The sequence below is a fragment of the Nonomuraea sp. NPDC047529 genome, assembly GCF_040642995.1.
Taxonomy (GTDB): domain Bacteria; phylum Actinomycetota; class Actinomycetes; order Streptosporangiales; family Streptosporangiaceae; genus Nonomuraea.
Window position 1 is genome coordinate 50928 of the sequence record NZ_JBEYTJ010000019.1, and the last position, 25257, is coordinate 76184.

A 25257-nucleotide genomic window follows, 5' to 3' on the forward strand; every position below is an offset into this window, starting at 1 on the left:
AGATCATGGCTCCTTCCGCACCCTGGAGAGCTTGTCGGGGTTGGCGACCGTGTAGATGTCGCGCACCTGCGACCCGTCGGGGGTCAGGTCCACGACCATGACGGCGAACGGCGCGTTCTCCACGAACACCACCGCCGAGGGGTCCCCGTTGGTCTCTCTGTACTGGATGTCCAACCCTTCCATCGGCTGGGCGGTGCGCGCGACGAGCAGCCGGGCCACCTTGTCCCGGCCCCGGACCGGACGCGGGCCGCCCACCACCGACTTGCCGCCGCCGTCGGCCCACAACGTCACCTCCGGCGCCAGCAGCTCCATCAGCGCGTCGAGGTCGCCGCCGAACGCCGCGGCCACGAACCGTTCGGTCACCTCCTGCTGGACGTGCGCGTCCACCCGGTTGCGCGGCCGTCTGGCCTGGACGTGCTCGCGGGCCCGGTGCGCGACCTGCCGTACGGCGGCGGGGCTGCGGCCGAGCATGCCGGCGATCTCGGTGTGCTGGAAGGCGAACACCTCGTGCAGGATGAACACGGCCCGCTCCAGCGGGGTCAGTGTCTCCAGCACCACCAGCAGCGCCAGCGACACCGACTCGCCCCGCACCACCTCCTCCGCCCCGTCGGCCGCCCCGTCGGCCGCCCTGTCGGCGGCTCTGTCAGCCGCGGTGACCAGCGGCTCGGGCAGCCACGGCCCGACGTAGGTCTCGCGGCGGCGGCGCAGCGCCGACTGGTGGGCGAGCGCCTGGTTCACGGCGATGCGCACCAGGTAGGCGCGCGGGTTCCCGATCTCGTCCGGATCTCTCGACGACCACGACAGCCAGGTCTCCTGGAGCACGTCCTCGGTGTCGGAGACGCTGCCGAGCATGTTGTAGACGATGGAGAACAGCAGCTCCCTGTGGCCGGCGAAAACGTCCGTCATTCCAGGCATCATGTCCTCTGAGAGCGTTCGCGGCCCCCTGGTGTGACATGAGCCGCGTCACACCAGGTAGCGCAGCCACAGGTACGGCGTGGCGAGCGCGACCGTCGTCACCGTGACGACCAGGCCGTACTTCGTGAACTGCCAGAAGCTGATCGGGGTGCCGTTGCGGGCCGCGATGCCGAGGATGACCACGTTCGCCGCCGCGCCCACGGCGGTGGCGTTGCCGCCCAGGTCGGCGCCGAGCGCCAGGGCCCACCACAACACCTGCGCCGGTCCGTTGCCGCCGTTGGCCTGGACGAGGTCGGCCACGATCGGGCTCATGGTGGCCACGTACGGGATGTTGTCCACGATGGCGGACAGGCCCGCCGAGGCCCACAGCAGCACCATCGCGGTCAGCCCGAGCTCACCGTGCGTGGCCCGCGCGGCGGCCTGGGAGACCCGGTCGATGACCCCGGTCTCCACCAGCGCCCCGACCATGACGAACAGGCCCGCGAAGAACACCAGCGTGGGCCACTCGACCTCGGCGATCGCCTCCTCGGTGGTCACCTTGGTGAGGGCCACCAGCACGCCGGCGCCGAGCAGCGCCACCACCGACGGCTCGTAGTGCAGCACGGGATGCAGCACGAACGCCGCCATCACCAGCGCGAGCACGGTCAGCGACTGCCACAGCAGCCTGCGGTCGGCGATGGCCTCGCGCTCGTCGAGCGCCATGATCTCGGCCGCCAGCTCGGGATCGTAGGTGAACGACCGGCGGAACATCACCCGGCACAACCCGATGAAGACGACGATCAGCACCACGATCAGCGGGGTCAGGTGCACGAGGAAGTCGTTGAAGGTCAGCCCGCCGCGGCTGGCGATGATGATGTTGGGCGGGTCGCCGACCAGGGTGGCGGTGCCGCCGATGTTGGAGGCCATCGCCTCGGCGATGAGGAACGGCGCCACCGGCAGCGCCAGCCGCTCGCATACCAGGAACGTCACCGGCGCGATCAGCAGCACGGTGGTCACGTTGTCCAGCAGCGCCGACGCGCCCGCCGTGATCAGGATCAGCAGCACCATGAGCCGGAACGGGCGTCCCCTGGCCCGTTTGGCGGCCCAGATGGCCAGGAATTCGAAGACGCCCGTCTGTTTCAGCACGCCGACGATGATCATCATGCCGAGCAGCAGGAAGATGACGTTCCAGTCGATGCCGGTGTGCTCGTCGAAGAAGGCCGCGCCGCCGTCGGTGGCGTGCAGCACCAGCATGATCCCCGCGCCGCCGAGCGCCGCGGCGACCCGGTGCACCTTCTCGGTGGCGATCAGCGTGTACGAGACGAGGAAGACGGCGACCGCCAGCCACGCGGTGACGGTCACGGCGGACCACCTGGGAAAGCCTTCAAGGAGAACTCCACGATCGACGGCAGAATCGCCGACCAGACTTCCCGGCACACCTCACGACAACTTACCAAACAGACGCGATCAGGCGGGACCGGCGGACTGGCCGCCCGTACGGGGGCCAGGCGCCGGTCGCGCCCTGTGGAGTGGCGGTCAGGCGACCTCGAACTCGCCCCTGAAGTCCGCGTTCAGCACGCTGCCGGACGCGCCCGAGACGCACGAACCGCCGAGCAGATGGCTGCCGAACCGGCCCGTGAACGTCTTGCCCCTGAACGGCCCGGACTGGATCGTCCCGGACACCTTGGCCGTGTCGTGCACGACGTCGACGATGCGCGCGCTGACCCTGCTGGTCTGCTTGGTGCCCCTGATGGTCCAGTCGATGGTGACCGTGCCGATGCCCCCGGGCGCGGTGCTCCCGGCGGAGGCGGCGCGGTCGCGGACGACCCCGTCGGAGGCCCCCCAGCGCTCGCGGTCGTAGACGATGCGGTCGGCCATCTCGCGCTCGTCGCGGTCGTGGATGATGCGGTCGGCCAGGTTGTGGCCCTCGCGGTCGTAGATGATGCGGTTGGCGAGGTTGCGCCGCTCGTAGTCGCGGGTGCCGAACACCTGGTCGAACGCGTTGCCGCCGCCGGACGGGCGCCCTCTTGAGGTGAACGCCCTGCTCCCGTCGCAGTTGGAGTGCACGCCGTTGAAGGTGGCGTGGAGCTGGGCCGCCGTGACCCCGGAGCCGCTGCGGTCCACGCAGTTCCACGCGCCCCTGTCGGAACGTTCCGTCTGCGAGAGCCGGCCCGCCCCCGGCAGGTACTGGGCCTTGCCGGACACGGTGCACGAGATCGCGGCCGCGGCGTGCGCGGCCCCCGGGACGGCGACCGGAGCCAGGACGGTCAACCCGGCGGCGGCCAGAGCGGGCAGTGACGTGGCGAGAGTGGGCATGACTGCTCCTTTTCGAGGCAGGACGGGTCGGCGCATCACAACGGGATGGGCCGACCTGTCACGACAGGACAGGTCGACGCGAGCCGCCGGCCGGGCCCGCCATCGCTCTCCGGTGAGAGGTCCCGATCTCGGACGCTACGAGGCGAGACGCAAACGTCGTCCCAAATGGCCGCACGTGGCGTCCCAGATGTACGGACTCACCCCTGCCTGTCCCGCCAACGGGCCTGCTCGGCCCGGCCCAGGTGCCGTAGCCCATCGGCCCCCCTGCCGGAGAACTCGACCACCACGCCCGACCACCGCGCGGCCTCGTTCAGCGCCGCGATCACACGAGCCCGTGCGTCCGGGCGGCGGCGGCCGCCTGGGTACGGGTGGAGACGTCGAGCTTGCTCAGGATGTTGGAGACGTGCACGCTCACCGTCTTCTGCGCGATGAACAGCCGCCCGGCGATCTCCCGGTTGGTCAGCCCCTCGGCGACCAGCCGCAACACCTCGACCTCGCGCGCGGTCAGGCCACCCTCGGGCTGCCCGCCGCCGAACCGGGCCCGCCTGCCGAACTCCAGCAGCGCGGCCTCCAGCGGCGCGGCCCGCAGGCTGCCGGCCGCCTCCTTGGCCAGGGCCCACTCCGCCTGCGCCGCCTCCCGCTCGCCGGCCGCCAGCAGCGCCTCGGCCAGCCGCCAGCGCGCCCTGGCCACCTCGTAGACGAAGCCGAAGTCGAAGGCCGCGACCACCTCGCGCCACAGCTCGACGTCGAGCCGCCCGTGGAGGCGGTGCCAGTCGGCCTCCACCCGCAGCGTCCAGGCCTGGCCCTCGGGACCGAGGTGGCCACCTTCGCCGGTCGGCCCCTTGGTGGCGGCGAACCGGGCGCGGGCCAGCAGGTCGTCGGCCCCCTCCGTGGTGCCCAGCTCGGCCATCGCCCACAGGCCGACGGCGGCCAGCCGCAGCGCGCCGGACTCGCCCTCGTCGAGCGTGGCCATGGCCGCGTGGACGTGGTCGAGCGCGGCGGCCGGGTCGCCGTTCCACAGGGCGTGCTCGGCGGCCATGCCCCGCGACATGTACGTCGCCAGCGGATCACGCCAGAACGGACGCAGCCACCCCAGCCGCTCCTCGACCACCGGCAACCCTCGCCCCACCTCGATGAACAGGGCGAACGACGACAGGATGGCCTCCGACAGCGTGCCCACCCGCGCGCCGAACCCGGCGGCCACCGCCTCCGCGGCGTCCCACTCGCCGGCGACGTAGTGGATGAGCAGGCGCAGGAAGCGCAGGTCGGTGCCGTAGGTGCTCCAGTTGAGGCCGGTGCTGACGGCCAGCTCGATGCCGTTGTCGGCCACCTCGGCGGCCTGGGCGAGCAGGCCCTGCTCGTAGTGGATGCGGGCGTGGTGGAAGCGGGCCCGCAGGTCCATCGCCAGGTCGCCCGTCTCCCGGGCGGAGGCGCTCTCGACCAGCGAATGGGCCCGCGCCACATCACCCCGCTGCTCGACGTAGCTGGCCAGCGTGAGCAGCGCGCCCACCTCGGCGTCGACGGCGCCGCACGCGCGGGCCGTCTCCAGGGCGCGCGCGGTCAGCGGCTCGACCTCGTGGTGGCGCGCGGTCCACAGCAGCGTGCGGGCCTGGGTGGCGAGGGCGCGGGCGAGGCTCGGCTGGTCTCCGGCCTCCTCGACCGCGCGCTCGGCGGCGGCGATGGCGCCGGGCGGGTCGTTGGTCTCGAAGAGGTAGTAGGCCAGCCGCTCGTCGACCTCGGAGGACGACGGCAGCGCCCGCAACCGGTGGACCGCCCGGTGGTTGTCGCCGCTGTCGGCCGCCGCGACGGCGCTGCGGAAGGCCAGCGCGACCCGGCTCTCCCCGGCCAGCTCGTCGGCGCCTTCGACGCGGTCCCACAGGGCGAGCGCCTGGTCATAGTGGTTGTGGGCCTCGGCGGGCGCACCCAGCCGCTCGGCGTCCCGGCCCGCCTGCGCCGAGGCGGCGAGCGCACCGGCCAGGTCGTGGCTGGCGAGGTGGTGGTGGGCCAGCTCGGCGGGCGAGGTGAGCAGACGGGTGAAGTCGGCGTGGAGCCTCGTGCGCTCGCCGGGCAGCAGATCGGTGTAGACCGCCTCCTGCAGCAGGGCGTGACGGAAGGTGTAGCCGTGGCCCTGCACCTTGAGCAGGCCGCGCGAGACGATCTCCCTGACCGCCTCCTCGAACTCGGCCAGCGGCAGCCCCGAGACCTCGCGCAGCAGCTCGTCCTCCACCCGGCGGCCGGCCACCGCGGCGGCGCGCAGCACCCGCTGCCCGGCCTCGGACAGCACCTCGACCCGCGACAGCAGCAGGCTGGCCAGCCCGTCGGGCAGGCTGTCGCCCTCGGACATGGCCGCGAACAGCTCTTCGGCATAGAACGGGTTGCCGTCGGCGCGCGAGACGATGACCCCGAGCTCCTGCGCCCCCACCTCTCCCAAGGTCGTGACATAGTCCGACATCTCGCCGGACCCCAGCGGCCCCAGCTCCACGTTCGTCACCGACGGCAGCCGCTTCAGCTCGGCCAGCACCCCGCGTAGCGGATGGCGGCGGTGGAGGTCGTCGGTGCGGTAGGTGCCGGCCACGCAGACGCGCTCGCTCTGGAGCATGCGGCTGAGGAAGACCAGCAGGTCGCGGGTGGAGCGGTCGGCCCAGTGGAGGTCTTCGATCACGAACAGCACCGGCTGGACGTCGGCCAGCAGCCCGAGCAGCGAGCCGAACAGCCGCTGCTGGGTGAGCCCGGCCGAGGGCGCCCCGCTCTCCTGGCCCGGAAGGAGCTGGCCCAGCATGGGATGGGCGGCGACCGCCTCGCGCACGCCGGGCTCGGCCCCGCGCAGCGCGTCGGCCAGCGGCAGGTAGGGCAGCGCGTCGCCCAGCTCGGCGCACTGGCCGATCATGACGTGGAAGCCGCGCTCGCGCGCCTCGGCCACCAGCTCACCGGCCAGACGCGTCTTGCCGATCCCCGCGTCGCCGCCGATGAGCGCGACCCCGGCCGTGCCGCCGGCCGCGGACTCCAGCACACGCACGAGCTTGGACAGCTCGGCCGAGCGCCCGACGAGAAGACCGTTCACGCCAGCAAGTGTGCCACGCTCCTGCGACATTTCATTGGTCCGCCCGACCGCCGCGGAATTGGCCCTCATCGTCATACCAAAGTCACTCTACGCTGCTCTTTCGTGATCTCCTTGACGACTTTCGCGCTCTTCGTGATGGCCTCGCTCACCCTGGTGATCGTCCCCGGGCCCAACCACCTGTACATCGCCGCCAGGGGCCTGGCCCAGGGCAGGGCGGCCGGGCTGGCCAGCGCGCTCGGCGTCGAGACCGGCACGCTGGTGCACATCGCCGCGGCCGCCGCCGGGCTCTCCTACGTCATCTCGCGGTCGGCGACGCTGTTCGCGGTCGTCAAGTGGGCGGGCGTGGGCTACCTCGTCTACCTGGGCGTGCGCGCCTTCACCGGCAAGGACGCGCAGGCCGGGACGCCGCCCGTGCAGCCGCTGTCCAAGGTGTTCCTCGAAGGGGTCCTGGTCAACGTGCTCAACCCCAAGGTGGCGCTGTTCTTCGTGGCGTTCCTCCCGCAGTTCGTGAACCCCGGCGCCGGCTCGCCGGCGCTGCAGATCGTCGTGTTCGGCCTGACGCTGCTGCTCCTGGGGTTCGCCTCCGACATCGTGTACGCCCTCACCGCCGGCACCCTCGGCGCCCACCTGACCAGGGCCGCCAAGGTGATGCGGTACGTCAGCGGCGTCGTCTACCTGGGGCTCGGCGTGGCCATGGCGTTCGCCGGGAGAAAATGACCTATGGCGCCGAGGAAGCAGCAGGAGATCTTCGACGCGACGCTGTGGATGGTCGCGGAGAAGGGCTATGACGGGCTGACGGTCGAGGGGGTCGCCGAGCGGTCCGGGGTCAACAAGACGACGATCTACCGGTGGTGGCCGTCGAAGGCGGCGCTGCTCGGGGCCGCGCTGGTCGAGTCCGACGTGCTGGCGTTCGAGCCGCCGGACACCGGGTCGTTCCGGAGTGACCTGGTGGCGCTGGTCGAGCAGGTCGAGCGGCTGCTCACCGAGCCGCCCGGCAGCGACATCGCGGTCGCGGCGCTGGCCGCCGCCGTGCGCCATCCCGAGCTCGACGCCCGCCGGTTCTTCGCCGACCGGTTCGCGCGGGAGCGTGTGGTGTTCGAGCGGGCGGTGCGGCGGGGTGAGCTGAGCGGGTCGGCCGATCCGTTGCTGATCATGGATCTGCTGGCGGGGGCCGTGTGGATGCGCACGGTCCTCCGCGGGATGCCCCTGCCTGACGGCTTCGCGAAGAAGGCCGTCTCAGCCCTGCTCGACGCCTTCTGAGCGGGCACGCCGGAACTGAGCGAACCCGCCGGAGCGGGCACGTCGGGGCTGAGCTGGGTCCGGGCGGTTCGAGCGGGTTTGAGAGGGGCTCGGGCGAGGTTGTGCGGGGTTGGAACGGGTTTGTGAAAGGGCGGGGTCAGCCGGCAGCGGCGAGGGCGGCCGGGATGCGGTCGAGCACCGGGTGCGGCACCAGGCCGTAGGCGTAGAAGTCGACCGCCAGCGCGCCCGCCGCCTTCGCCCCCCTGGCCTTGGACACCAGGCGGTCGGTCGAGTCGCTGTCTGGGTAGCCGGGCCGCAGCACCGCCCGCACCTCGCGGTCCTTGCCCACCGACCGCAGGTACGCGCCCACGTCGTCGGCCACCCGCGCCGCGTCCCGCGCGTACGCCAGCACGCCGAAGGCGGGCACCAGGTCGCCCAGCGCCACCAGGTCCACGCCGAGCTGCCAGGCGTCGTGGGCGGCCAGGCCCGGGGTCGGCAGGCCGTCCCGGTAGCCCTTCACCGCGCCGGTCGAGTCGACGAAGACCAGCCTGGAGCCCTCTTCGGCGACCGCCGACGACACCTCGGAGACGAGCGTGGTGACGGTCTCGGAGCGCGCCCGCGCGTACGCCACCACCTCGGGCCCGGCGTAGGCGGTGAGCGCCGCCCTGGTCACCTCGCCCTGCGCGGCCGGGTCGCCGTCGAAGACGCCGCCCACGATCCGCGCGCACTCCTCACGCGCCACCTCGGCGTTCACGCCCAGGTCGGTGGCCCGGCGCATGCAGTAGTCGCAGAAGCAGAGCCCGAACAGGTACGTGTCCATGGGCCCGAGCTGCACGAAGGAGCGCTGCGGCTCGACCGGCGTGAAGTGCAGCGCCTCGGCGACCACGCTGTCGACGCCCAGCCTGGCCACCGCCCTGGCCAGCGCGACGGAGTACTCGCGCACGTCGGGATGGGCCGGGCACAGGTCGATCAGCGAGCCGCGGTCGCCGAAGCAGTCGCGGACGGTCACGTCGGGGTGCTCGTTGCCGAGTGTGGCGTTGCGCAGGAAGACCGTCCAGCCGTGGAGCTTCAGGCCGCGTCCGGCGCACGCCTCGCGCAGCCCGTCGAGGGCGTGGACGTGGCCGGGCACGGGAGCGAGCCGGAGCCCGTCGAACAGCCCGGCCGGCGGGGTGAAGTGGGCGCCGTCGTGCCTGACGGTCAGCCTGGACAGTCCGTGCGGGGTGACGTCGCGCGCGGCGTGGTGGACGGCGCCGACCGTGACCCCGCCCACGCCGTACGCGCTGACCCTGTCGAGCACCCGCTCGACGCCCTCACCGTGCAGGTCCTCGGCGAAGACGTATACCGAACTGTCCACGTGCAGACCTTACGCGCTCTTGTGCGCGACGAAGTCGATCTCCACCAGGATGTTCATGAGCTGCGAGCCCACCGTCGTCCGCACCGGGTACGGCTGGGTGAAGTACGACTTGTACACCTCGTTGTAGGCGGCGAAGTCCTCCTTGACGTTCTGGAGGTGGACCGTCGACTTGATGACGTCGTCGAAGCCCAGGCCGTGGGCGGCGAGGATGGCCCCGAGGTTCTTCATGACCTGGTGGGTCTGGGTGGCGACGTCGTCGCCGACGATCTCGCCGGTGTGCGGGTCGAGCGGGCCCATCCCGGAGGTGTAGACGAAGTCGCCCACCACGAGCCCCTGGGAGTAGGCCCCGACCGGAGCGGCACCCTCGGTGGTCTTGAGCTCTTTCTTCACGAAATCTCCCTAGAAATCGGTGTGTATCGTGCCGACGACACGGTAGTCCCGGTCCACCAACGGCAGAACGCGCCACTTGTCGAACGCGGTGCACGGATGTGAGATCCCGAAGGCCAGCAGGTCGCCCGGCTTGAGCCCGTCGGCCCGTACGACGGTGTGCTGGTCCTGCATCTTCGCGATCGTGACGCCGTTCCGGCGCGGCACCGGCAGGCCCTCGTCGTAGGGCGCGTCGCGCTTGCCCATGCCCACGACCGCGAGGCCCGGCTCGGGCGTGGACAGCACGTGCGCCCACACCTCAAGGGCCGGTCGCAGCTCGCCCTCGATCCGGTTGAACGGCGTGCGCTCGCGGTAGTAGCCGTCGTCGTGGGTGACGTACGCGCCGCTGCGCAGCAGGATGCGGGCGTGCGTGGTGACCAGCTCGCGCCCGATCACGTCGAACCACTGGCTGCCGCCGATCGTCAGGATCGGGTTGCGGACGCGGACGTGCTCGACGGCCTCCTGAAGCCCTGCCAGGTAACGCCGGACCTCCTCCGCGCTCTTCAGCGCCCCCTCGTACCCGGCGACGCCGGCCAGCTCGACGCCGGGCGTCTCCTGCACGTAAGCGGCCACCTTCAGCAGCTCGTCGAGGGTGCGGCAGCCGGCTCGTCCGCCTTCGTGCCCGAGCTCCACGAGCACCCGGAACGGGCGGGTCGAGGCGTGCCGGGCGAGAATGTCCACCCCGGCCTCGGAGTCGACGAAGCTGAGGAACTCGAAGGCCGGGTCGCGGTCGAGCTCTCCGGCGGCCCATGTCAGCCCGGCGGAGTCGACGATCTGGTTGGCCACCATGATGCGGTCGCCGCCGTAGCCGCGGGCGATCCTGGCCTGCCGGGTCGTCGCGACCGTCAGCCCCCACGCGCCCGCTTCGAGCTGCATGGCGGAGATCTCCGGCGACATGTGGGTCTTGACGTGCGGAGCCAGCTCCATGCCGTGGTCGCGGGCGAACGCCGCCATCGTGGCCACGTTGTGCTCCAGCGCGTCGCGGTGCACGATCATCAGCGGAAAGCCGAGCTCGCCGTCGAGGACCGACTGCCCAAGGATTACCTGCACGACACCCCCTTTATCCGCGTCTGACCTTATCCCAGGCGGGATCAGCGTGATCGAAGTGCCCGTCCCGGATGGGCCCCGGTCAGCTCGCCCCCGGCCAGCACCCGTACGCCGGACACGAGCACGTCGTCGACGCCGTGCGCCGGGCTGCGCGGGTCGGCGTACGTCGCCCGGTCGGACACCGTGAGCGGGTCGAACACCACCAGGTCGGCGACGCACCCGCCGCGCACCAGCCCGCGCCGGTCGAGCCCGAACCGCCGGGCCGGGTGGGAGGCCAGGTGCACGACCGCCTGCTCCCACGTCCAGTCGCCCAGCTCGCGGACGTGCCGGCCGAGGAACCTGGCGAAGGCCCCGAACCCGCGCGGATGCGGATGACCGCCCACGTAGATGCCGTCGGAGCCGCCGGTGTGGGACGGATGGCGCAGGATCCGGCGTACCGACTCCTCACCCGCGGGGCCCTCGTCGGGACGCGCGGAGACGCACCCGGCCTCCAGCCGCGTCTCCACCAGCAGGTGGCGGCAGAACGCGGCGGGCGTCATGCCGGCCCGCGCGGCGGCGTCCGGCAGGGCGAGCCCCTCGGCCCATTCCAGGCCGGGCGCGTGGGAGACGGTCAGCCGGGGGTAGACGTCGCCGAGCCCGGCCCACCAGTCGTCCAGCTTCGGCGAGGTGATCATCTCCAGCGCCGCGTCGGTCTCGGCGCCCGGCACGGACGGCGGCAGCACCACCATGGCCAGGATCGTGCTGCCGCGCAGGTAGGGGTAGGTGTCGAAGGTGAGGTCGACGCCCTCGTCGTGGGCCCTGCCGACCAGCGGCAGCAGCACGTCGGCCGGCCCGTGCAGATGGGAGACGTGCACGGCTGCGCCGGAACGCCCGGCGATGTCCACGACCTCCGCCATGCCGACCCCGGCGTTCACGCCGTAGGCCCGCATGTGGGTGACGTACGGCAGGCCGCCGAGCGGCGCGCACAGGGCGGCCAGCTCCGCGGCGTCGGCGTAGCGGCCCGGCAGGTACTCCAGCCCGCTGGACAGCCCGACCGCGCCCTCGGACAGGCCGCGCTCGACCCGCTCGACCATCGCGGCCAGCTCCGCCCGCGAGGCCTGCTCCGGCGAGGCCCCCAGGACGTCGTAGCGGATCGTGCCGTGCGGCAGCAGGTAGGCCGTGTTCAGCGCCACCGCGCGGTCGTAGCCGTCGAGCAGCTCGGCCACGCTCAGCGGGCCCTCGTGCAGGGCGCCGTTGACGGCGGCGAAGTAGCGGGAGGCGTAGGCGACGGTCTCGGCCGACCCCGGCGCGAAGGACAGACCATCCTGTCCCAGGACGAACGTGGTCACCCCCTGCCGCAGCGCCGCGAGCTGCACGGCCGGGTCGAACACGGCGGCGTCGCCGTGGGCGTGGCAGTCGACGAAGCCGGGCGCGACGAACCGCCCGGTCGCGTCGATCACCGTCTCCGCCTGCCCGCCGTCCAGCCTGCCGACCGCCGCGACCTCGTCGCCCGCGATCCCCACATCCGCCCGGTACGGCGGCGCGCCCGTGCCGTCGAGCACCCGGCCGCCGCTGATGACTACGTCGAACCTCACACCAAGATTCAATCAGAGCCGCGCGAGGACGCCGATGGGCACGGTGACCAGCGGTCGACGGGCCGCTCGGCCAGCAGGTCCCTGGCCCGGGCGCGGGCGAGGTTCCAGCCGTTCCACGGGTCGGCGCGGTCGAGCCCGTTGGCGCGCACCACGTCGGCGAGCACGCAACTGCGCTGCGGCTCGGGCAGCCGGTCGAGCGCGGGCACGGCCTCCGCGCCGAGGTCACCCAGGTAGTCGGAGTCCATGTTGGTCACGCCGCGCACCTCGACCTGGGTCTGCGCGACCTGGAGGTCAGGGTTCACCAGCGAGAACACGCCCAGGCCGAGCCCGGTGACCAGGACGACCGTGCGCGGCAGCCAGCCGGAGCCGCGGCCCGCCAGGCGTACCGCGCCGGCCAGCAGCACGAGCGCGAACAACGCGCCCAGCCACCACACGGTCGCCTGGACGGAGATCCGCAACCGTGACAGGCCGTAGGCGTCGGTGTAGAGGTTCATCCGGTGCAGGGCCGAGGCCAGCACCACCATGGTCAGGCCGCACAGCACGCCGAGCACGACCGCCAGCAGCCAGCGCTCGCCGCGCTCGGTCCGCAGCAGCCCCCCGGCCACCGCGACGATGCCGAGCACGAACACGCTGACCACCACGAGCTGGAAGAACCCCTGCCTGGCGTACTCGGCGTAGGTCAGGCCGGCCGTCCGCAGCACCCAGTCGGCGCCGCCGAACAGCGCCCTGATCTGGACCGCCACGAACGCCGAGAACAGCAGGTTCACCGAGACCAGCGGCACCAGCCACACGCTCCTGCTCACGCCGAACTTGTGCGCGGGACCGACCGGGTCGATCACCGGCCGCAGCGCGACCAGCACCGTGGCGGCCAGCAGCACGGCGACGAACCCGAAGACGAAGATCCGCGAAGGCACCGAGTCGGCCCAGGCCGGGGTGCTGGTCAGGCGCTCGACGTACGCGGCGAACACCGCGTCGGCCGAGGCGAACAGCAGCCCGAACACCAGCACCAGCACGACCGTGATGCCGAGCCCCGCGAGCACCGGCATGATCCGCCGCCTGGCGGTCAGCTTCCTGATCGGCCCGGCGAGGAACCACGGCACCGGACCGAGCGCGAGCACCACGGACACGCCGCCCCTGATCACGCCGAGCCATCCCGCCCCCGCGCCGGACACCGCCAGCGCGCCCAGCCCGGCCCCCGCCACGAGCAGGATCGCGACCAGCCAGTCCGCGTCGCGCACGGCCGCCATGGAGATCAGCCAGTACGCCGTCACCCCGAACGCCAGCGTCCAGGGGGTCATCCTGCGCAGCACGGCCGGCAGCGCCGCCGCGCCGAGCACCATGGCCACGAGCACGATGCCCAGCCCCACCTGCGCCTCGGGCAGCGCCACGGCGGCGAACACGCCCGCGCCCGCGGCGGCCGGCAGCAGCCAGCGTGGCGCGACGGGCAGCTCGGGCCTGGGGAAGAGCGGCGGCGGCACGTACGCCGGCCCGCCCCCGCCCGGCCCCCGCCCCGCCACCTGGTACGCGGCCTGGTACGCCGCCGCCCTGCGCCCCGCCCCCGCGCCCAGCGCCATTCCGAGCGCGCCGCCCAGCGCGGTCACCATGACCAGCGTGACGAGCGCGAGGCCGTCGCCGACGGTCACCGAGGCCAGCACGGCCGCGAACAGCCCGCCCAGGAAGCCGACCACGACCCCGAGCACCCCGCCCCCGACCATCCTGGCGAGCCCCCCGCTCCCCGCCTGGGTAACGGGCGGAACCGGGGCCCCCGCGGGCATCCCCGCCCCGGCCCCCACGGGCGCGCCGACCCCCGGCGCCATCGCCCCGGCCCCCACAAGCGTGCCGCCCCCCGCTGCCGTCGCCCCGGTCCCCACGAGGGTGCCGGCCCCCGCTGCCGTCGCCCCGGTCCCCACGAGGGTGCCGGCCCCTGGTGCCGTCGCGTCCGGGGGGAGCGGCGCCGGGTCCCCGGCGGCGCCCGGTCCGGCGGGCGGCTGCGGGCCCGCCCTGCCCGGGGTCGCCGTGCCAGGGCCCGCCGTGCCAAGGGACGCGGGGGGCGGAGGCGGGCCGTCCTCGGCCGCGGGGAGCGCGTCGCCCAGGGGAGGCGAGTCCGCCGGACGGCCCTCGTGCACCCTGTTCGCCCCCTTGTCGAACGGTGTCTCCGTCATCGTCGTCCTTCCTGGTAAGTCGACGACCATGCGGCACCCCGCGCAGTCGTCGATGCGGATCGACCCCCCGTGCAGCTCCACGACCTCCTTGACGATCGCCAGCCCCAGCCCCGCGCCCCCGGAGTCGGCCGCCCGCCCCGCGTCCAGCCGGGAGAACCGTTCGAACACCCGTCCCCTGGCCGCCTCCGGGATGCCCGGCCCCTGGTCGGCCACCACCATCCGCGCCCCGTCCCGCCCGGCCGAGCACGTCACCGTCACCACGCCCCCGGAAGGGCTGTGCCGTACGGCGTTGTCCAGCAGGTTCGCCAGCACCTGCGCCAGCAGGTCGGGATCGGCCCGCACCACCGGCCCGCCGGGCGCCGACGCCGTGATCGTGACGTCCTCGCGCGCCAGCGACGCCTCCCGCACGGCCTGCTCGACCAGCGGCGCCAGCTCGACGACCTCGGGCTCGATCAGCCGTACGCCCGAGTCGAGCCTGGACAGGTCGAGGAGCTGGGCGACCAGGCGGCCGAGCCGTTCGGTCTGGGCGAGCGCGGTCCTCATGGTGACCGGGTCGGGCGCGGAGACGCCGTCCACGACGTTCTCCAGCACCGCGCGCAGGCCGGTGATGGGGGTGCGCAGCTCGTGGCTGACGTTCGCGACGAGCTCGCGCCGCTGCCGGTCCACCGCGCCGAGGTCGGCGGCCATCGCGTTGAACGCCCTGGCCAGCTCGCCCACCTCGTCCCGCGAGGTGGCGCTGACCCGCAGGCCGTAGCTGCCCTTGGCGATGGTCTGGGCGGCCCTGGCCATCTGGCGCAGCGGCTTGGTCATGCCCATGGCCAGCACCTGGACCATGATCAACGCGAGGATGACCGCGACCACGATGCGGACGTCCCGGGTGAACCCGGCGTTGAGCCCCACCTCGTTCACCACGAACGCGGTGCCCACCGCCAGCACGATGACGATGCCGAGCTTGACCTTGATGCGGCCGAGGAAGTCGAGCGGCCTCATTGCCGGACCAGGGCGTAGCCCACACCGTGGACGGTGCGCACCACGTCGGAGCCCAGCTTGCGGCGCAGCGCGCGGACGTGGCTGTCCACGGTCCTGGTCGCGGCGGCCTCGGAGAAGCCCCACACGTCCGACAGCAGCCGGTCGCGCTCGAAGACCTGCCCGGGGCGCTCGGCCAGCCGTCGCAGCAGGTCGAACTCGGTCCTGGTGAGCTGGGCCTCGACCCCCCGGACGAACACCCGGCGCGCGGCCGTGTCGATCTCCACCTCGCCCACCCTGATCACCGTGTCCTCGACCGCGAGCTGGGCGGCCCGCTCGACCCGGCGCAGCAGCGCGTGGATCCTGGCCACCAGCTCGCGCATGCTGAACGGCTTGGCCAGGTAGTCGTCGGCCCCCACCCCCAGCCCGACCAGCACGTCGGTCTCCTCGCCGAGCGCGGTCAGCATGAGGACGGGCACCGGGCGCGCCGCCTGCATCCTGCGGCACACCTCCAGCCCGTCCAGACCGGGCAACAGCCGGTCGAGGATCACCAGGTCGGGCTCCGCCTTCCCGTACTGGACCAGGGCGTCGTGCCCGTCGCCCGCCACCCGGACGTCGAAGCCCTCGGCGGCCAGCCTGTTCCGTACGGCCAGGGCGATCGTCACATCGTCCTCGACCACGAGGACGCGCCGCTGCTCTGCCACGTACGAAAGAGTAGAAGTGCGCTGTGCAGACGACACTCCATAATTTGTGCACATCTGGTGCAGACTTGGCCGGTGAACACCGCTGGCTACCTCAGCCGTCTGGGCCTGTCCCGCCTGATCGACGCCCCCGCGAGCGCCGAGGGCCTGCGCGCGCTCCACGTCGCGCACGTCGAGAGGGTCGCCTACGAGGCGCTGGAGATCTGGCTGAACCGTCCCACCTCCCTTGATCCCGTCGAGTCCGCCGAGCGCATCATCGGGGGGCGCGGCGGCTACTGCTACCACCTGAACGGCGCCTTCTCCGAGCTGATCAGGAACCTCGGCTACGACGTCACCAGGCACGTCGGCGGCGTGCAGAACCCCGGCAGCGAGCCCGGCGTCACCGGCAACCACCTGGTGCTGACCGTGCGCGGCCTGCCGAGCGAGGACAACCCGGGCGGCGAGTGGCTGGCCGACCTCGGGCTCGGGGACGGCCTGCACGAGCCGCTGCCGCTGGTCGCGGGCGCGTACCGGCAGGGGCCGTTCACCTACGCCCTGCGGCCGTCGGAGGTCGCGCCCGGCGGGTGGCGGTTCGACCACGATCCGAGTGGTTCGTTCGTGGGCATGGATTTCGAGCGGACCTCCACAGACATGTCCGCCTTCGCTGATATGCACAACCATTTGTCGACGTCACCGTCGTCGGGGTTCGTGCGCACGGCCGTCGTCCAACGGCGGGACGCCTCCGGTGTGGACTCGCTGCGCGGGCTCGTCCTGTCCCGCGTCGGCGCCGGCAGCCACTCGATCACCCTGGACACGGCGCGCGACTACTACGCCGCGCTCGCCGACGTGTTCCGGCTGACCTTCGACGACCTGGGCACCCACGACGCCGAAGGGCTCTGGAGCAGGCTGAACGACGCCCACGAGGCGTGGCTGACCGGCCGGACCGCGTGATGGCCGGGCAGTGCGGGCGAGCGCTATCGTGCACTCGACATGGCTGAGACCAGGAAGCTCGCCGGGCGCTATCGGCTGCTCAACCCCCTGGGCGCGGGGTCCGTACGGCTGGCCTTCGACGAGACGGAACACCGCGACGTCGCGGTCAGGGAGCTGCGCATCCCGCCCGAGCTCCGCGAGTCCGCCCTGCACGAGGCGCGCAGGGCCGCCGGGCTGCGGCACGCCTCCATCGCCCGGGTGCTCGGCGTGCTGGTCGAGGACCGGGTGCCGTGGCTGGTCATGGAGTTCGTCTCGGGCGTGTCCCTGGAGCAGGCCGTACGCGGGCGGCAGCCGCTGCCCGTCGTCCAGGTGGCCAGGATGGGCGTCTGCGTGTTGTCGGCGCTGGACGCCGCGCACGCGGCCGGGATCGTCCATGGGCAGGTCAGCCCCGGGAACGTGCTGCTGACCAGCACCGGAAGGGCGGTGCTCACCGGGTTCGGGGTGCCGAGCCTGAGCATGCGGCCCTCGGCCGACCTGTGGTCGCTGGCGGCCACGCTGCACTTCGCCGTGGAGGGCCGCCCGCCCGGCCAGGTGCCCGCCGAGGGCGCCGACCCGCTCAGGTCGCTGATCCGGGCCATGTTGCATCCCGCCGGATCGCCGCCGGTGGAGGTGGTCCGCGAGACGCTGGAGCGGCTGGCCGTGGACCAGCCGCTCGACCAGGTCGTCCACGCCCTTGGACCGCTCCCGCCCGCCGAGGTGGCCGAGATCGGGCTCGCCGTGCTCGACCAGCTCCAGGCCAGGGGCGGCCACCACGGGGCGGTGCAGCCGGGCGGCATCCTCATCTCCGACCAGGGGCGGGCCACGCTGGTCCCGCCGCTGCGGTCGGCCACCGTCCCGGCGTACACGGCTCCGGAGGGGGGCGCGGGCCCGGCCGCCGACCTGTGGTCCCTGGGCGCGACGCTCTTCATGGCCGTGGAAGGTGTGCCGCCCGCGCCGGGGGCGTCGCTGGCGCGGGCGGGGGCGCTGGCTCCCGTCCTGGTCCGCCTCCTGTCCGGCGTCCCGGCCGACCGTCCCACCCCCGAGGCCCTCCGTCAGCAGCTCCTCGCGGTCATGGGCCCGCGCCGATGACCGGCGCGACCGTCCTGCCGCGTCAGGCCGAGGCCGGAGCCGCCGGGCGGGGCGCCGGCCGGTGGTGGCCCGCCGGGCCCGCGCTCGTCGCCGCGGTGGCCGGGTTCTGGGGGCTTCCGGTGCCGTCGCTGTGGCGGGACGAGTCGGTCAGCACGCTGGTCGCGCGCATGTCTTTCGACGAGCTGCGCCGCTTCCTCGCCGACCTCGACGCCGTCCACGCCCTCTACTACCTCCTCCTGCGGCCCTTCGCCGCCCTTCCCTGGCCGCCGGAGATCGCCGTCCGCCTGCCCTCGGTGCTCGCCTTCGTGGCCGCCGCCTACGGGGTCGCGGCCCTGGGCCGCCGCCTGGCCGGCACCGCCGCCGGTCTGTACGCCGGTCTCCTGTACGCCCTCACCCCCATGGCCGCCCGGTACGCCCAGGAGGCCCGCTCGTACGCCCTGGTGAGCGCGGTCGCCGTGCTGGCGACGTGGCTGCTGGTCAGGCTGCTCGACCGTCCCGGCCGGGCCGCCCTCGTGGCCTACGGCGCGAGCGTGGCCCTGCTCGGCTGGCTGCACCTGTACGCGCTGCTCCTCGTCCCCGCCCACCTGCTCACCGCCTGGTTGCCGGTGCTCCGCCGCACGCTCGCCGCGAACCCGGCGCCCGCCGTCGTGCGCTCGCTGGTCGCCGTGGCGGCGGCGGGGGTGGCGCTCGTCCCGCTCCTCGCCCTGGCCGCCGGTCAGCGGGACGCCCAGGTGTTCTGGCTCAGGTCACCGGGCTGGGCCGAGCTGGCCGCCTTCCCCGGCGAGGTCGCGGGGGCGGGCGCGGCCGTGCTGTTCGCCGCCGCCCTGTGGGGGGCCGTACGCGCCCCGGCGGTGGCGGTGTGGGCGGCGTCGCCGGTGGCGCTCTCGTTCGCGATCTCCCAGGTCCAGCCGGTCTACCATCCGCGTTACGTGCTCTTCGCGGTCCCGCTGCTCGCTCTGCCGGCCGGGATCGGCCTGGCCGGGGTGCGGTGGCGTCCCGTGGCGGTCGCCGCGCTGGCCCTGTACGCCGTGCTCGTCCTGCCCGCGCAGGTGGCGATGAGGCAGCCCGCCGCCCGTCCCGACGACCTGCGCACGCTGGCCGCCACGCTGGCCGCGGAGGAGCGTCCGGGGGACCGGGTGTTGTTCGTGCCGCAGCGCTTCCGGCTGTTCGTGGCCGTGTACGGCACCCCGTACGACCGCCTGACGGACCTCACCCGCGCACCCGGCGCGCCCGGCCCGCGGACGGCCGACGAACTGGACGCGGCGCTGAAGGGCGTCGACCGGGTCTGGCTCATCTCCCCCAGGATCGGGACGAAGTACGCCGACGACGAGCGCTACCGCACCCTGAAAAGAACGCTCGTACCAGGACAGACACGCACGTACGGCTCGATCCACCTGACCCTCTGGTCCCGCAACAATTGAGATACATCGCGTCCTGGAACCCAGGGCACGGGTCCGCTCGTTGGAAGGGCGACGCAGAATGTGGGAGAGGCGGGGCACGGGCTCCGCGTTCGGAGGAAGCCAGGGATGTCGCCAGTTCAGAAGTACGTCATCGGCGCAGGCGCCGCGGTTCTGCTCTCGCTGATCTTCTTGCCGGGCTGGATCACGCTGCTGGTGGTCCTCGGCGCGGTCGCGGCGCCGGTGGTCGGCTACCTCATGCTCGACCCGTCGCAGCGCGAGCGGCTCAAGCGGGCCCGCAGGCGCGGGATCGGCGGCTGAGGCCCGCGAGCCGCGGCGGGGGCCGTCGTCAGGCCCTCGCCGCGCTCAGCTCGGTGCGCACCCGGCTGTGCACCCGGCGCTCCACGTAGAACGACAGGAACGGGATCGTGCCGCCGAGCATGACCCCGAGCATGTAGGGCCAGCTCCAGCGCGCCTTCATGCCCAGGTTCATCACGGTGATGAGGTAGATCATGTAGAGGCCGCCGTGGATGGGCGCGATGATCTTGGACATCTCCGCGGCGCCGAAGCCGTAGCGCAGCACCATGGCGACGCACAGGATGAGCAGCATGACGCCGACCACGTAGGCGAGCACCCGGAAGGGCTTGAGAGCCGATTCCACCGTTAACCTTCCAGAACCATCTCGGGGGACTTGTCGCGGTCCCGATCCGCCCGTACGGCGTCGCGTACGAAGTGGAACCACATGAAGACGGCGAATCCAGCGAAGATCCACCAGTTTGCGGCATATGCCAGATTACGCCAGGTCAGTGTGCCACCGACCTCCGGCGGCCGGATCTTCACCTGCCCGAGCGAGCCGGACGGCGGCTGCGCCACCATGAAGCCGGTCCGCAGCTTCTGGCCGGTCCACAGGTTGATCAGCTCTCCGGTGGACACCGTCTGGACCTGACCAGGAGGCAGCCCCTCCACCCGCCGCTGGACGCTGTCGGTGCCCTGCTGGCCGCGCAGCCGCCCGATCACCGCGACCCGGCCCTCGGGCACGACGGAAACGCCCGGGTCGTCCGCCTTGGCCGCCCAGCCGCGCACGACCGGCATCAGCGTGCCGTCGTCGAGCCTGATCGGGGTGAGCACCCAGTAGCCGTGGTCGCGCGAGACGTTGCCACCGGGGGCGTCGACGTCGGGGCGACGGTCGGCGACCAGGAGCTGGCGCGCGGCCTCGTACGTGCCCTCAGCCGTGACCCTGCGGCCGACGGCCTCGCCCTCCATCTGCCCGCCCACGGGAGCCAGCGTGGCGACCCCCACGGGGGCCGGGTCGACGGCGGCGTGCGGCCTGCCGGAGTCCTGGAACACACCGAGCTGCCAGCGGCCGAGCAGGATGAACGCGATCAGGACCCCGATCGTCAGCAGATGCAGCCCCACGACGCGGGGTGAGAGCAGGGTCCGGAGCATGACTCAAAGCTATCCGCCGGGTGGAGTGGTCCCCCCATCAGCCCATGCCTATAGATAGTGGCAAAGGGTGCAAATGGACCCTGTCATCACGCTAGGCTGCTGGCCATGTCTGACCAGCATATCGACCCGGCGGGCAACACCCAGCAGTTCCGCGCCTTCGCGCAGCGCCAGGAGCAGGAAGCCGAGGCGGCTCCCAAGAAGTCGCCGCTGCTGCCGATCCTGGCGGTCGCCGTGGTGATCGTGATCATCGGCGTCGCCGCCTTCCTGCTGCTCCGCTAGCACACAACCCCATACGGACCACCCACCCGCCCCGACGCCGTGGCGGGTCTTCGTCGTTTCCGCACAGTCGTTTCCGCACAGGCCGGGCGTACCGCCTCCCTGGACCGGCGGTGGCCGGCCGACTACATTGGACGATACGTCCAATACATCGGACCGCGCTGGTCGCGGTCGTCGTGGAGGTTCAGTGGCCGAGCCAGGATTGGTGATCGTCGGCACCGGCTTCGCCGGGATCGGCATGGCGATCAAGCTCAAGGAGGCGGGCTACCACGACTTCGTGATCCTGGAGAAGGCCGCCTACCTCGGGGGCACCTGGCGGGACAACACCTACCCCGGGTGCGCGTGCGACGTGCCGTCGCACATGTACTCCTACTCGTACGAGCTGAATCCCGGATGGTCGCGGATGTTCGCCCCGCAGGCCGAGATCTGGGACTACCTGCGCACGTGCGCGGACAAGTACGGAGTAACGCCCCACATCCGCTACAACAAGCACGTCACGGCCCTGGAGTACGACGACGACCACCGAGGCTGGTCGGTCACCACGGACGACGGCGCCACCATCCGGACGAACGCGGTCGTCTCCGGCATCGGCGCCCTCCATATCCCGAAATTTCCGGCAATTGTGGGGAGGGAGTCCTTCGCCGGCCCCTCCTTCCACTCCGCCGAATGGGACCACTCGGTCGATCTCACCGGCAAGCGCGTCGCGGTCATCGGCACCGGCGCCTCCGCCGTGCAGTTCGTCCCCCGGATCGCCCCACAGGCGCGCGAGCTGACCGTCTTCCAGCGCACGCCGCCGTGGATCCACCCCAAGCCCGACCTCACCTTCTCCCCCGCCGCCCGGCGCGTCCTGCGCCTGCCCGGCATGGCCCGGGCCCTGCGCGGCGGCATCTACTGGGCGCTGGAGAGCCGGGCGCTCGGCTTCGCGGTGCACCCGCGCCTGATGAAGCCGCACGAGTCGCTGGCGCTCAGGCACCTGGCCGCCCAGGTGCCCGATCCGGACCTGCGCAGGAAGCTGACGCCCGACTACACGATCGGCTGCAAGCGCCTGCTCGTCTCCAGCGACTACTATCCGGCCCTGACCAGGCCCGACGTCACCCTCGTCACCGACGGCATCGCCGAGATCCGGCCCCGCTCGATCGTGACCACGACCGGCGAGGAGCACGAGGTGGACGTGATCGTCTACGGCACCGGCTTCAAGGTCGTGGACGCCCTCCAGACCCAGCGCATCACCGGCCGGAACGGCCTGAAGCTCCAGGACGCCTGGCAGGACGGCATCGAGGCCTACCTCGGCATCACGGCCTCCGGCTTCCCCAACCTGTTCTTCCTGCTCGGCCCGAACACCGGCCTCGGCCACCACTCGGTCGTCTTCATGATCGAGTCGCAGGTGCGCCACGTCGTCGAGTGCCTGCGCCTGCTGTCCAGGACCGGGGCCAGGGCGGTGGACGTCAGGAAGGACGTCCAGGACGCCTTCAACCGCCGGCTGCGCGCCCGCCTGGACCCGCTCGTGTGGAACGCGGGCGGCTGCACCTCCTGGTACCTGGACGAGCACGGAGTGAACCGGACGATCTGGCCGGGCTTCACCTTCGAGTACTGGGCCCGTACGCGGAAGGTGCGCCCGGCGGCGTACGAGCTCATCTACTGAGGACGGCGGGTCACCTGCGGCCCAGCGCCTTGAGCTGGACGGGGGTGAGGGCGGAGACGTTCTGGTCCACCGGCGCGTCGGCGTACTGGTGGATGGTCCAGGTCTTCCAGTCGGCGGGGGCGGCCACCTGGCCGGGGCCCTGGCCGTAGCGGGCCACCCACAGCGGGTACTGCTGCAGGCCGTGGCCGTACTCGTCGGCGAAGTTCCAGCCGCTGTAGAACAGCGGCGTGATGCCCGTCCTGGCCTGGACGTGCGCCAGCCACTTCTTGGCCCAGGCGTTGACCGCGGTCACGGACTGGCCGTCGGCGGTCTCCAGGTCGAGCGCGAGCAGGTCGCCCTTGGCGGCCGGCTGCCGGTTCACCACGGACAGGAAGTGGTCGGCCTCGGCGACCGGGTCGTTGGACGGGTGCCCGTAGTGGTAGGCGCCCCGCACCTTGCCCTTCGTGCCCAGGTCGGCCCAGTGGCGGGCGAAGGAGGCGTCCACGTGGGTGGCGCCCTCGGTGGCCTTGACGATGCCGAACGAGGCGCCGCTGGCGGCCCAGTCGTGGTCCGGCTGGTAGCTGGAGACGTCCTGGCCGTAGGTGAGGCCGTCGGCGTGGGCCGGGGCGGACGTCAGGCCGAGGGCCGACACGGCGGCGGTGGCGGCCAGCAGGGCGCTCGCGTACAGCTTCTTGGCGTTCACAGGGTTCCTCCTGAGGGCAGGCCGGGGCAGCCCACGGGTGTCTCTCGGGATCCGGCTCGAACGACGGCGGCTGAATGAGGGTGCGGCCGGCGGATTCCGCTCGGCGGCACGGCGCCACGACCCGTCGCGATGCCCGTTACAACCCTGTGACCTGCGCAAACATTCCCTCATGCGGCAGTCAAGCCGTGACCTCGGTCACCCCGCGAGGGCGGCGGCCCGCCGGGGGCCGCCGCCGTGCGCGCTCAGCGCGGGTTTCAGCGCGGGTCGAGCACCAGGGCGCTGCCGCCGCCCCGCCGTACGGGCTCGGCGACGGCCTGGACGAGGCCGTGGCCGCGCAGTTCCAGGGCCGTGGCCGCGCCGATCTCGGGGTTCAGCACGAAGCTGTGCCCCTTGGCCTCCAGCTCGGTCCGGTACTTGTCGAGGAACGCCTGCTCGGCCTGCGTCTGGGCGGTGTTGCGTTGGGTGGCCCGCGGCGCGGCGAGCGCGTCGGGCAGGCTCATGCCGAACTCGTACCGGTTGACCAGGATCTGCAGCACGGTCGTGATGATCGTCGAGCCGCCCGGCGAGCCGGCGGCCAGCACCGGCCTGCCGTGGTCGAACACCAGCGTCGGCGCCATCGACGAGCGCGGCCGCTTGCCGGGGCCGGGCAGGTTGGGGTCGCCGGGGGCGGGGCCGAAGGTGAAGTCGGTCAGCTCGTTGTTGAGCAGCACGCCGCGGCCCGGCACCACGATGCCGTTGCCGCCGGTCGACTCGATGGTGAGGTTGTAGGCGACCACGTTGCCCCAGCGGTCGGCGACGACCAGGTGCGTGGTCTCCGGCCCCTCGTCCGCGATCGGGGTCGCGCTGCCGGTCGGGGTGGCGCAGGCGCCGTACGTGCCGTCGGGGCTGCCGGGGGCGGCCGGGCTGCTCAGGGCCCGGTCGCCGATCAGGCAGGCCCGCTCCTTGGCGAAGCCGTCGGACAGCAGCTCGCGCAGCGGCACGCCGGGCAGGTCGCCGACGTAGGCGTTGCGGTCGGCGAAGGACAGCCTGGACGCCTCCAGGTACTCGTGCAGGCCCACCTTGGGCAGGGCTTCGAGGATGTTGAGCGCCTCGCCGACGGTCGAGCCGCCCGAGGACGGCGGCGCCATGCCGTACACGTCCATGCCGTTGTAGGAGATCTTGGTGGGCTCGCGCAGGAGGGCGCGGTAGTCCCGCAGGTCCGACAGCTCCATCAGGCCGGGCCGCACGTTGCGGGTGTTGCCGGGGGTGACCGGCGGCTTCTTGACGGTGGCCACGACCTCCTGGCCGAGCCGGCCGCCGTACAGCCAGCCGGGGCCGCGCCGGGCCAGTTCCCGGTAGGTGTTCGCCAGCTCCGGGTTCCTGAACACCGAGCCGACCGGCGGCGGCGCGCCGTTCGGGAGGTAGAGCCGGGCCGTGGAGGCGATGTCCTTGAAGCGGTCGACGTTGGCGGCCGTCTGGTCGTGGAACGTCTGGTCCACGACGAAGCCACGGGAGGCCACCTCGATGGCCGGCTGGAGCGCCTGGCCGAGCGAGAGCGTGCCGAACCGGCGCAGGGCCAGGTCCCAGTGGGCCAGCGTGCCGGGCACGCCCGCCGACAGGCCGCTGGTGACGCCCTCGTCGAACGGGATGCCCTCGAAGCTGGTGGCGGTCATGGCGCGCGGGGCCGTCTCGCGGCCGTCGATGGTGAACACCTTGCGCTGCCTGGCGTCGTACAACACCATGAAGCCGCCGCCGGTCAGGCCGGCCGAGTACGGCTCGGTGACCCCGAGCACGGCTCCGGCGGCCACGGCCGCGTCGACGGCGTTGCCGCCGCGTCTCAGCACGGAGAGCGCGGCCTTGCTGGCGTCGAGGTCGACGGTGGCGACGGCGCCTCCGTACCCCTCGGCGACCGGGGACTTCTGCTGGGGGCCCGCGGACGCGGGCGCGGCGGGCAGGAGGGAGATGAGGACTGCTGCTGCGGAATAGATCACACGGCGCATGGTGTCCACCATGACCCAGCTACGCCCGTCGTGGTAGGGCCCCCTCGCACGAGGGGAG

Annotated in this window: 22 protein-coding genes; 8 read left to right on the top strand and 14 right to left on the bottom strand. The window is 72.7% G+C overall.

Annotated features, from left to right (window positions below; genetic code table 11):
* Positions 1–3 precede the first annotated feature (3 nt).
* From sigJ to ABZ815_RS27760, 4 genes are all read right to left on the bottom strand, one after another.
* A complete protein-coding gene (sigJ, locus tag ABZ815_RS27745; protein ID WP_357702843.1) occupies positions 4–906 on the bottom strand; it encodes an RNA polymerase sigma factor SigJ in 903 nt (300 codons plus the stop codon).
* A gap of 57 nt (positions 907–963) precedes the next feature.
* Positions 964–2256 (bottom strand): ArsB/NhaD family transporter, encoded by a 1293-nt coding sequence (locus ABZ815_RS27750; RefSeq protein WP_357702845.1) that lies wholly within the window; start codon positions 2254–2256, stop codon positions 964–966.
* A gap of 174 nt (positions 2257–2430) precedes the next feature.
* Positions 2431–3210, bottom strand: coding sequence for a hypothetical protein (locus ABZ815_RS27755; RefSeq protein ID WP_357702847.1), 780 nt, complete (start codon positions 3208–3210; stop codon positions 2431–2433).
* A gap of 322 nt (positions 3211–3532) precedes the next feature.
* The gene (locus ABZ815_RS27760; RefSeq protein WP_357702849.1) at positions 3533–6271 is read right to left on the bottom strand and encodes an AAA family ATPase; all 2739 of its coding nucleotides are present in this window, start codon (positions 6269–6271) and stop codon (positions 3533–3535) included.
* Positions 6272–6373: 102 nt separating this feature from the next.
* Here ABZ815_RS27760 and ABZ815_RS27765 point away from each other — a divergent pair, with 102 nt between their 5' ends.
* Both ABZ815_RS27765 and ABZ815_RS27770 read left to right on the top strand, forming a co-directional pair.
* Positions 6374–6988, top strand: a complete 615-nt coding sequence (locus tag ABZ815_RS27765) for a LysE family translocator (protein WP_357702851.1) — start codon at positions 6374–6376, stop codon at positions 6986–6988.
* A gap of 3 nt (positions 6989–6991) precedes the next feature.
* A complete protein-coding gene (locus ABZ815_RS27770; RefSeq protein WP_357702853.1) occupies positions 6992–7531 on the top strand; it encodes a TetR/AcrR family transcriptional regulator in 540 nt (179 codons plus the stop codon).
* A gap of 136 nt (positions 7532–7667) precedes the next feature.
* Here the strand turns inward: ABZ815_RS27770 and ABZ815_RS27775 are convergent, their stop codons facing one another.
* From ABZ815_RS27775 to ABZ815_RS27800, 6 genes are read right to left on the bottom strand one after another with little or no spacing between them, the layout of a single operon-like run.
* The gene (locus ABZ815_RS27775) at positions 7668–8864 is read right to left on the bottom strand and encodes a hypothetical protein (RefSeq protein WP_357702855.1); all 1197 of its coding nucleotides are present in this window, start codon (positions 8862–8864) and stop codon (positions 7668–7670) included.
* Between the two features lie 9 nt (positions 8865–8873).
* Entirely contained in the window at positions 8874–9254 is a 381-nt protein-coding gene (locus ABZ815_RS27780; RefSeq protein WP_357702857.1) for a Rid family detoxifying hydrolase, read from the bottom strand.
* 9 nt (positions 9255–9263) lie between these two features.
* Complete coding sequence (locus tag ABZ815_RS27785; protein ID WP_357702859.1) at positions 9264–10340, bottom strand: alanine racemase; 1077 nt, start codon at positions 10338–10340, stop codon at positions 9264–9266.
* 41 nt (positions 10341–10381) lie between these two features.
* A complete protein-coding gene (locus tag ABZ815_RS27790) occupies positions 10382–11911 on the bottom strand; it encodes an amidohydrolase family protein (protein WP_357702861.1) in 1530 nt (509 codons plus the stop codon).
* 8 nt (positions 11912–11919) lie between these two features.
* A complete protein-coding gene (locus ABZ815_RS27795; protein WP_357702863.1) occupies positions 11920–15063 on the bottom strand; it encodes a DUF4153 domain-containing protein in 3144 nt (1047 codons plus the stop codon).
* Entirely contained in the window at positions 15060–15719 is a 660-nt protein-coding gene (locus ABZ815_RS27800) for a response regulator transcription factor (protein ID WP_357703064.1), read from the bottom strand. Before ABZ815_RS27800 ends, ABZ815_RS27795 begins: the two co-directional genes overlap by 4 nt.
* 96 nt (positions 15720–15815) lie before the next feature.
* Between ABZ815_RS27800 and ABZ815_RS27805 the strand changes: the two genes are divergently transcribed.
* The 4 genes from ABZ815_RS27805 to ABZ815_RS27820 all read left to right on the top strand — a co-directional run bounded on the left by ABZ815_RS27805 (position 15816) and on the right by ABZ815_RS27820 (position 19495).
* The gene (locus tag ABZ815_RS27805) at positions 15816–16670 is read left to right on the top strand and encodes an arylamine N-acetyltransferase (protein ID WP_357702865.1); all 855 of its coding nucleotides are present in this window, start codon (positions 15816–15818) and stop codon (positions 16668–16670) included.
* Positions 16671–16709: 39 nt separating this feature from the next.
* A complete protein-coding gene (locus tag ABZ815_RS27810) occupies positions 16710–17777 on the top strand; it encodes a protein kinase (protein WP_357702867.1) in 1068 nt (355 codons plus the stop codon).
* Complete coding sequence (locus ABZ815_RS27815; protein WP_357702869.1) at positions 17774–19198, top strand: glycosyltransferase family 39 protein; 1425 nt, start codon at positions 17774–17776, stop codon at positions 19196–19198. The genes ABZ815_RS27810 and ABZ815_RS27815 overlap by 4 nt, the downstream gene beginning before the upstream one ends.
* A 105-nt stretch (positions 19199–19303) precedes the next feature.
* Positions 19304–19495, top strand: coding sequence for a hypothetical protein (locus ABZ815_RS27820; protein ID WP_352322643.1), 192 nt, complete (start codon positions 19304–19306; stop codon positions 19493–19495).
* Between the two features lie 28 nt (positions 19496–19523).
* On the opposite strand, the gene ABZ815_RS27825 is transcribed toward ABZ815_RS27820, so the two are convergent.
* Together ABZ815_RS27825 and ABZ815_RS27830 are read right to left on the bottom strand one after the other, a co-directional pair.
* Complete coding sequence (locus ABZ815_RS27825) at positions 19524–19835, bottom strand: DUF3817 domain-containing protein (RefSeq protein WP_357702871.1); 312 nt, start codon at positions 19833–19835, stop codon at positions 19524–19526.
* Between the two features lie 2 nt (positions 19836–19837).
* Entirely contained in the window at positions 19838–20620 is a 783-nt protein-coding gene (locus ABZ815_RS27830) for an SURF1 family protein (RefSeq protein ID WP_357702873.1), read from the bottom strand.
* A gap of 105 nt (positions 20621–20725) precedes the next feature.
* Here ABZ815_RS27830 and ABZ815_RS27835 point away from each other — a divergent pair, with 105 nt between their 5' ends.
* The gene (locus tag ABZ815_RS27835) at positions 20726–20899 is read left to right on the top strand and encodes a hypothetical protein (RefSeq protein ID WP_357702875.1); all 174 of its coding nucleotides are present in this window, start codon (positions 20726–20728) and stop codon (positions 20897–20899) included.
* Between the two features lie 184 nt (positions 20900–21083).
* Positions 21084–22538: an NAD(P)/FAD-dependent oxidoreductase gene (locus tag ABZ815_RS27840; protein WP_357702877.1), complete on the top strand. Its 1455-nt coding sequence runs from the start codon at positions 21084–21086 to the stop codon at positions 22536–22538.
* 10 nt (positions 22539–22548) lie between these two features.
* Here ABZ815_RS27840 and ABZ815_RS27845 read toward each other — a convergent pair whose 3' ends face one another.
* Both ABZ815_RS27845 and ggt read right to left on the bottom strand, forming a co-directional pair.
* The gene (locus tag ABZ815_RS27845; RefSeq protein ID WP_357702879.1) at positions 22549–23220 is read right to left on the bottom strand and encodes a GH25 family lysozyme; all 672 of its coding nucleotides are present in this window, start codon (positions 23218–23220) and stop codon (positions 22549–22551) included.
* Between the two features lie 254 nt (positions 23221–23474).
* Positions 23475–25199 (bottom strand): gamma-glutamyltransferase, encoded by a 1725-nt coding sequence (ggt, locus tag ABZ815_RS27850; RefSeq protein WP_357702881.1) that lies wholly within the window; start codon positions 25197–25199, stop codon positions 23475–23477.
* Between the last annotated feature and the right edge of the window lie 58 nt (positions 25200–25257).

Coding starts and splice junctions, on each gene's coding strand:
- ABZ815_RS27835 (WP_357702875.1), top strand. CDS start 20,726: ATGTCTGACCAGCATATCGACCCGGCGGGCAACACCCAGCAGTTCCGC.
- ABZ815_RS27830 (WP_357702873.1), bottom strand. CDS start 20,620: ATGCTCCGGACCCTGCTCTCACCCCGCGTCGTGGGGCTGCATCTGCTG.
- ABZ815_RS27820 (WP_352322643.1), top strand. CDS start 19,304: ATGTCGCCAGTTCAGAAGTACGTCATCGGCGCAGGCGCCGCGGTTCTG.
- ggt (WP_357702881.1), bottom strand. CDS start 25,199: ATGCGCCGTGTGATCTATTCCGCAGCAGCAGTCCTCATCTCCCTCCTG.
- ABZ815_RS27815 (WP_357702869.1), top strand. CDS start 17,774: ATGACCGGCGCGACCGTCCTGCCGCGTCAGGCCGAGGCCGGAGCCGCC.
- ABZ815_RS27770 (WP_357702853.1), top strand. CDS start 6,992: ATGGCGCCGAGGAAGCAGCAGGAGATCTTCGACGCGACGCTGTGGATG.
- ABZ815_RS27810 (WP_357702867.1), top strand. CDS start 16,710: ATGGCTGAGACCAGGAAGCTCGCCGGGCGCTATCGGCTGCTCAACCCC.
- ABZ815_RS27795 (WP_357702863.1), bottom strand. CDS start 15,063: ATGAGGCCGCTCGACTTCCTCGGCCGCATCAAGGTCAAGCTCGGCATC.
- ABZ815_RS27755 (WP_357702847.1), bottom strand. CDS start 3,210: ATGCCCACTCTCGCCACGTCACTGCCCGCTCTGGCCGCCGCCGGGTTG.
- sigJ (WP_357702843.1), bottom strand. CDS start 906: ATGACGGACGTTTTCGCCGGCCACAGGGAGCTGCTGTTCTCCATCGTC.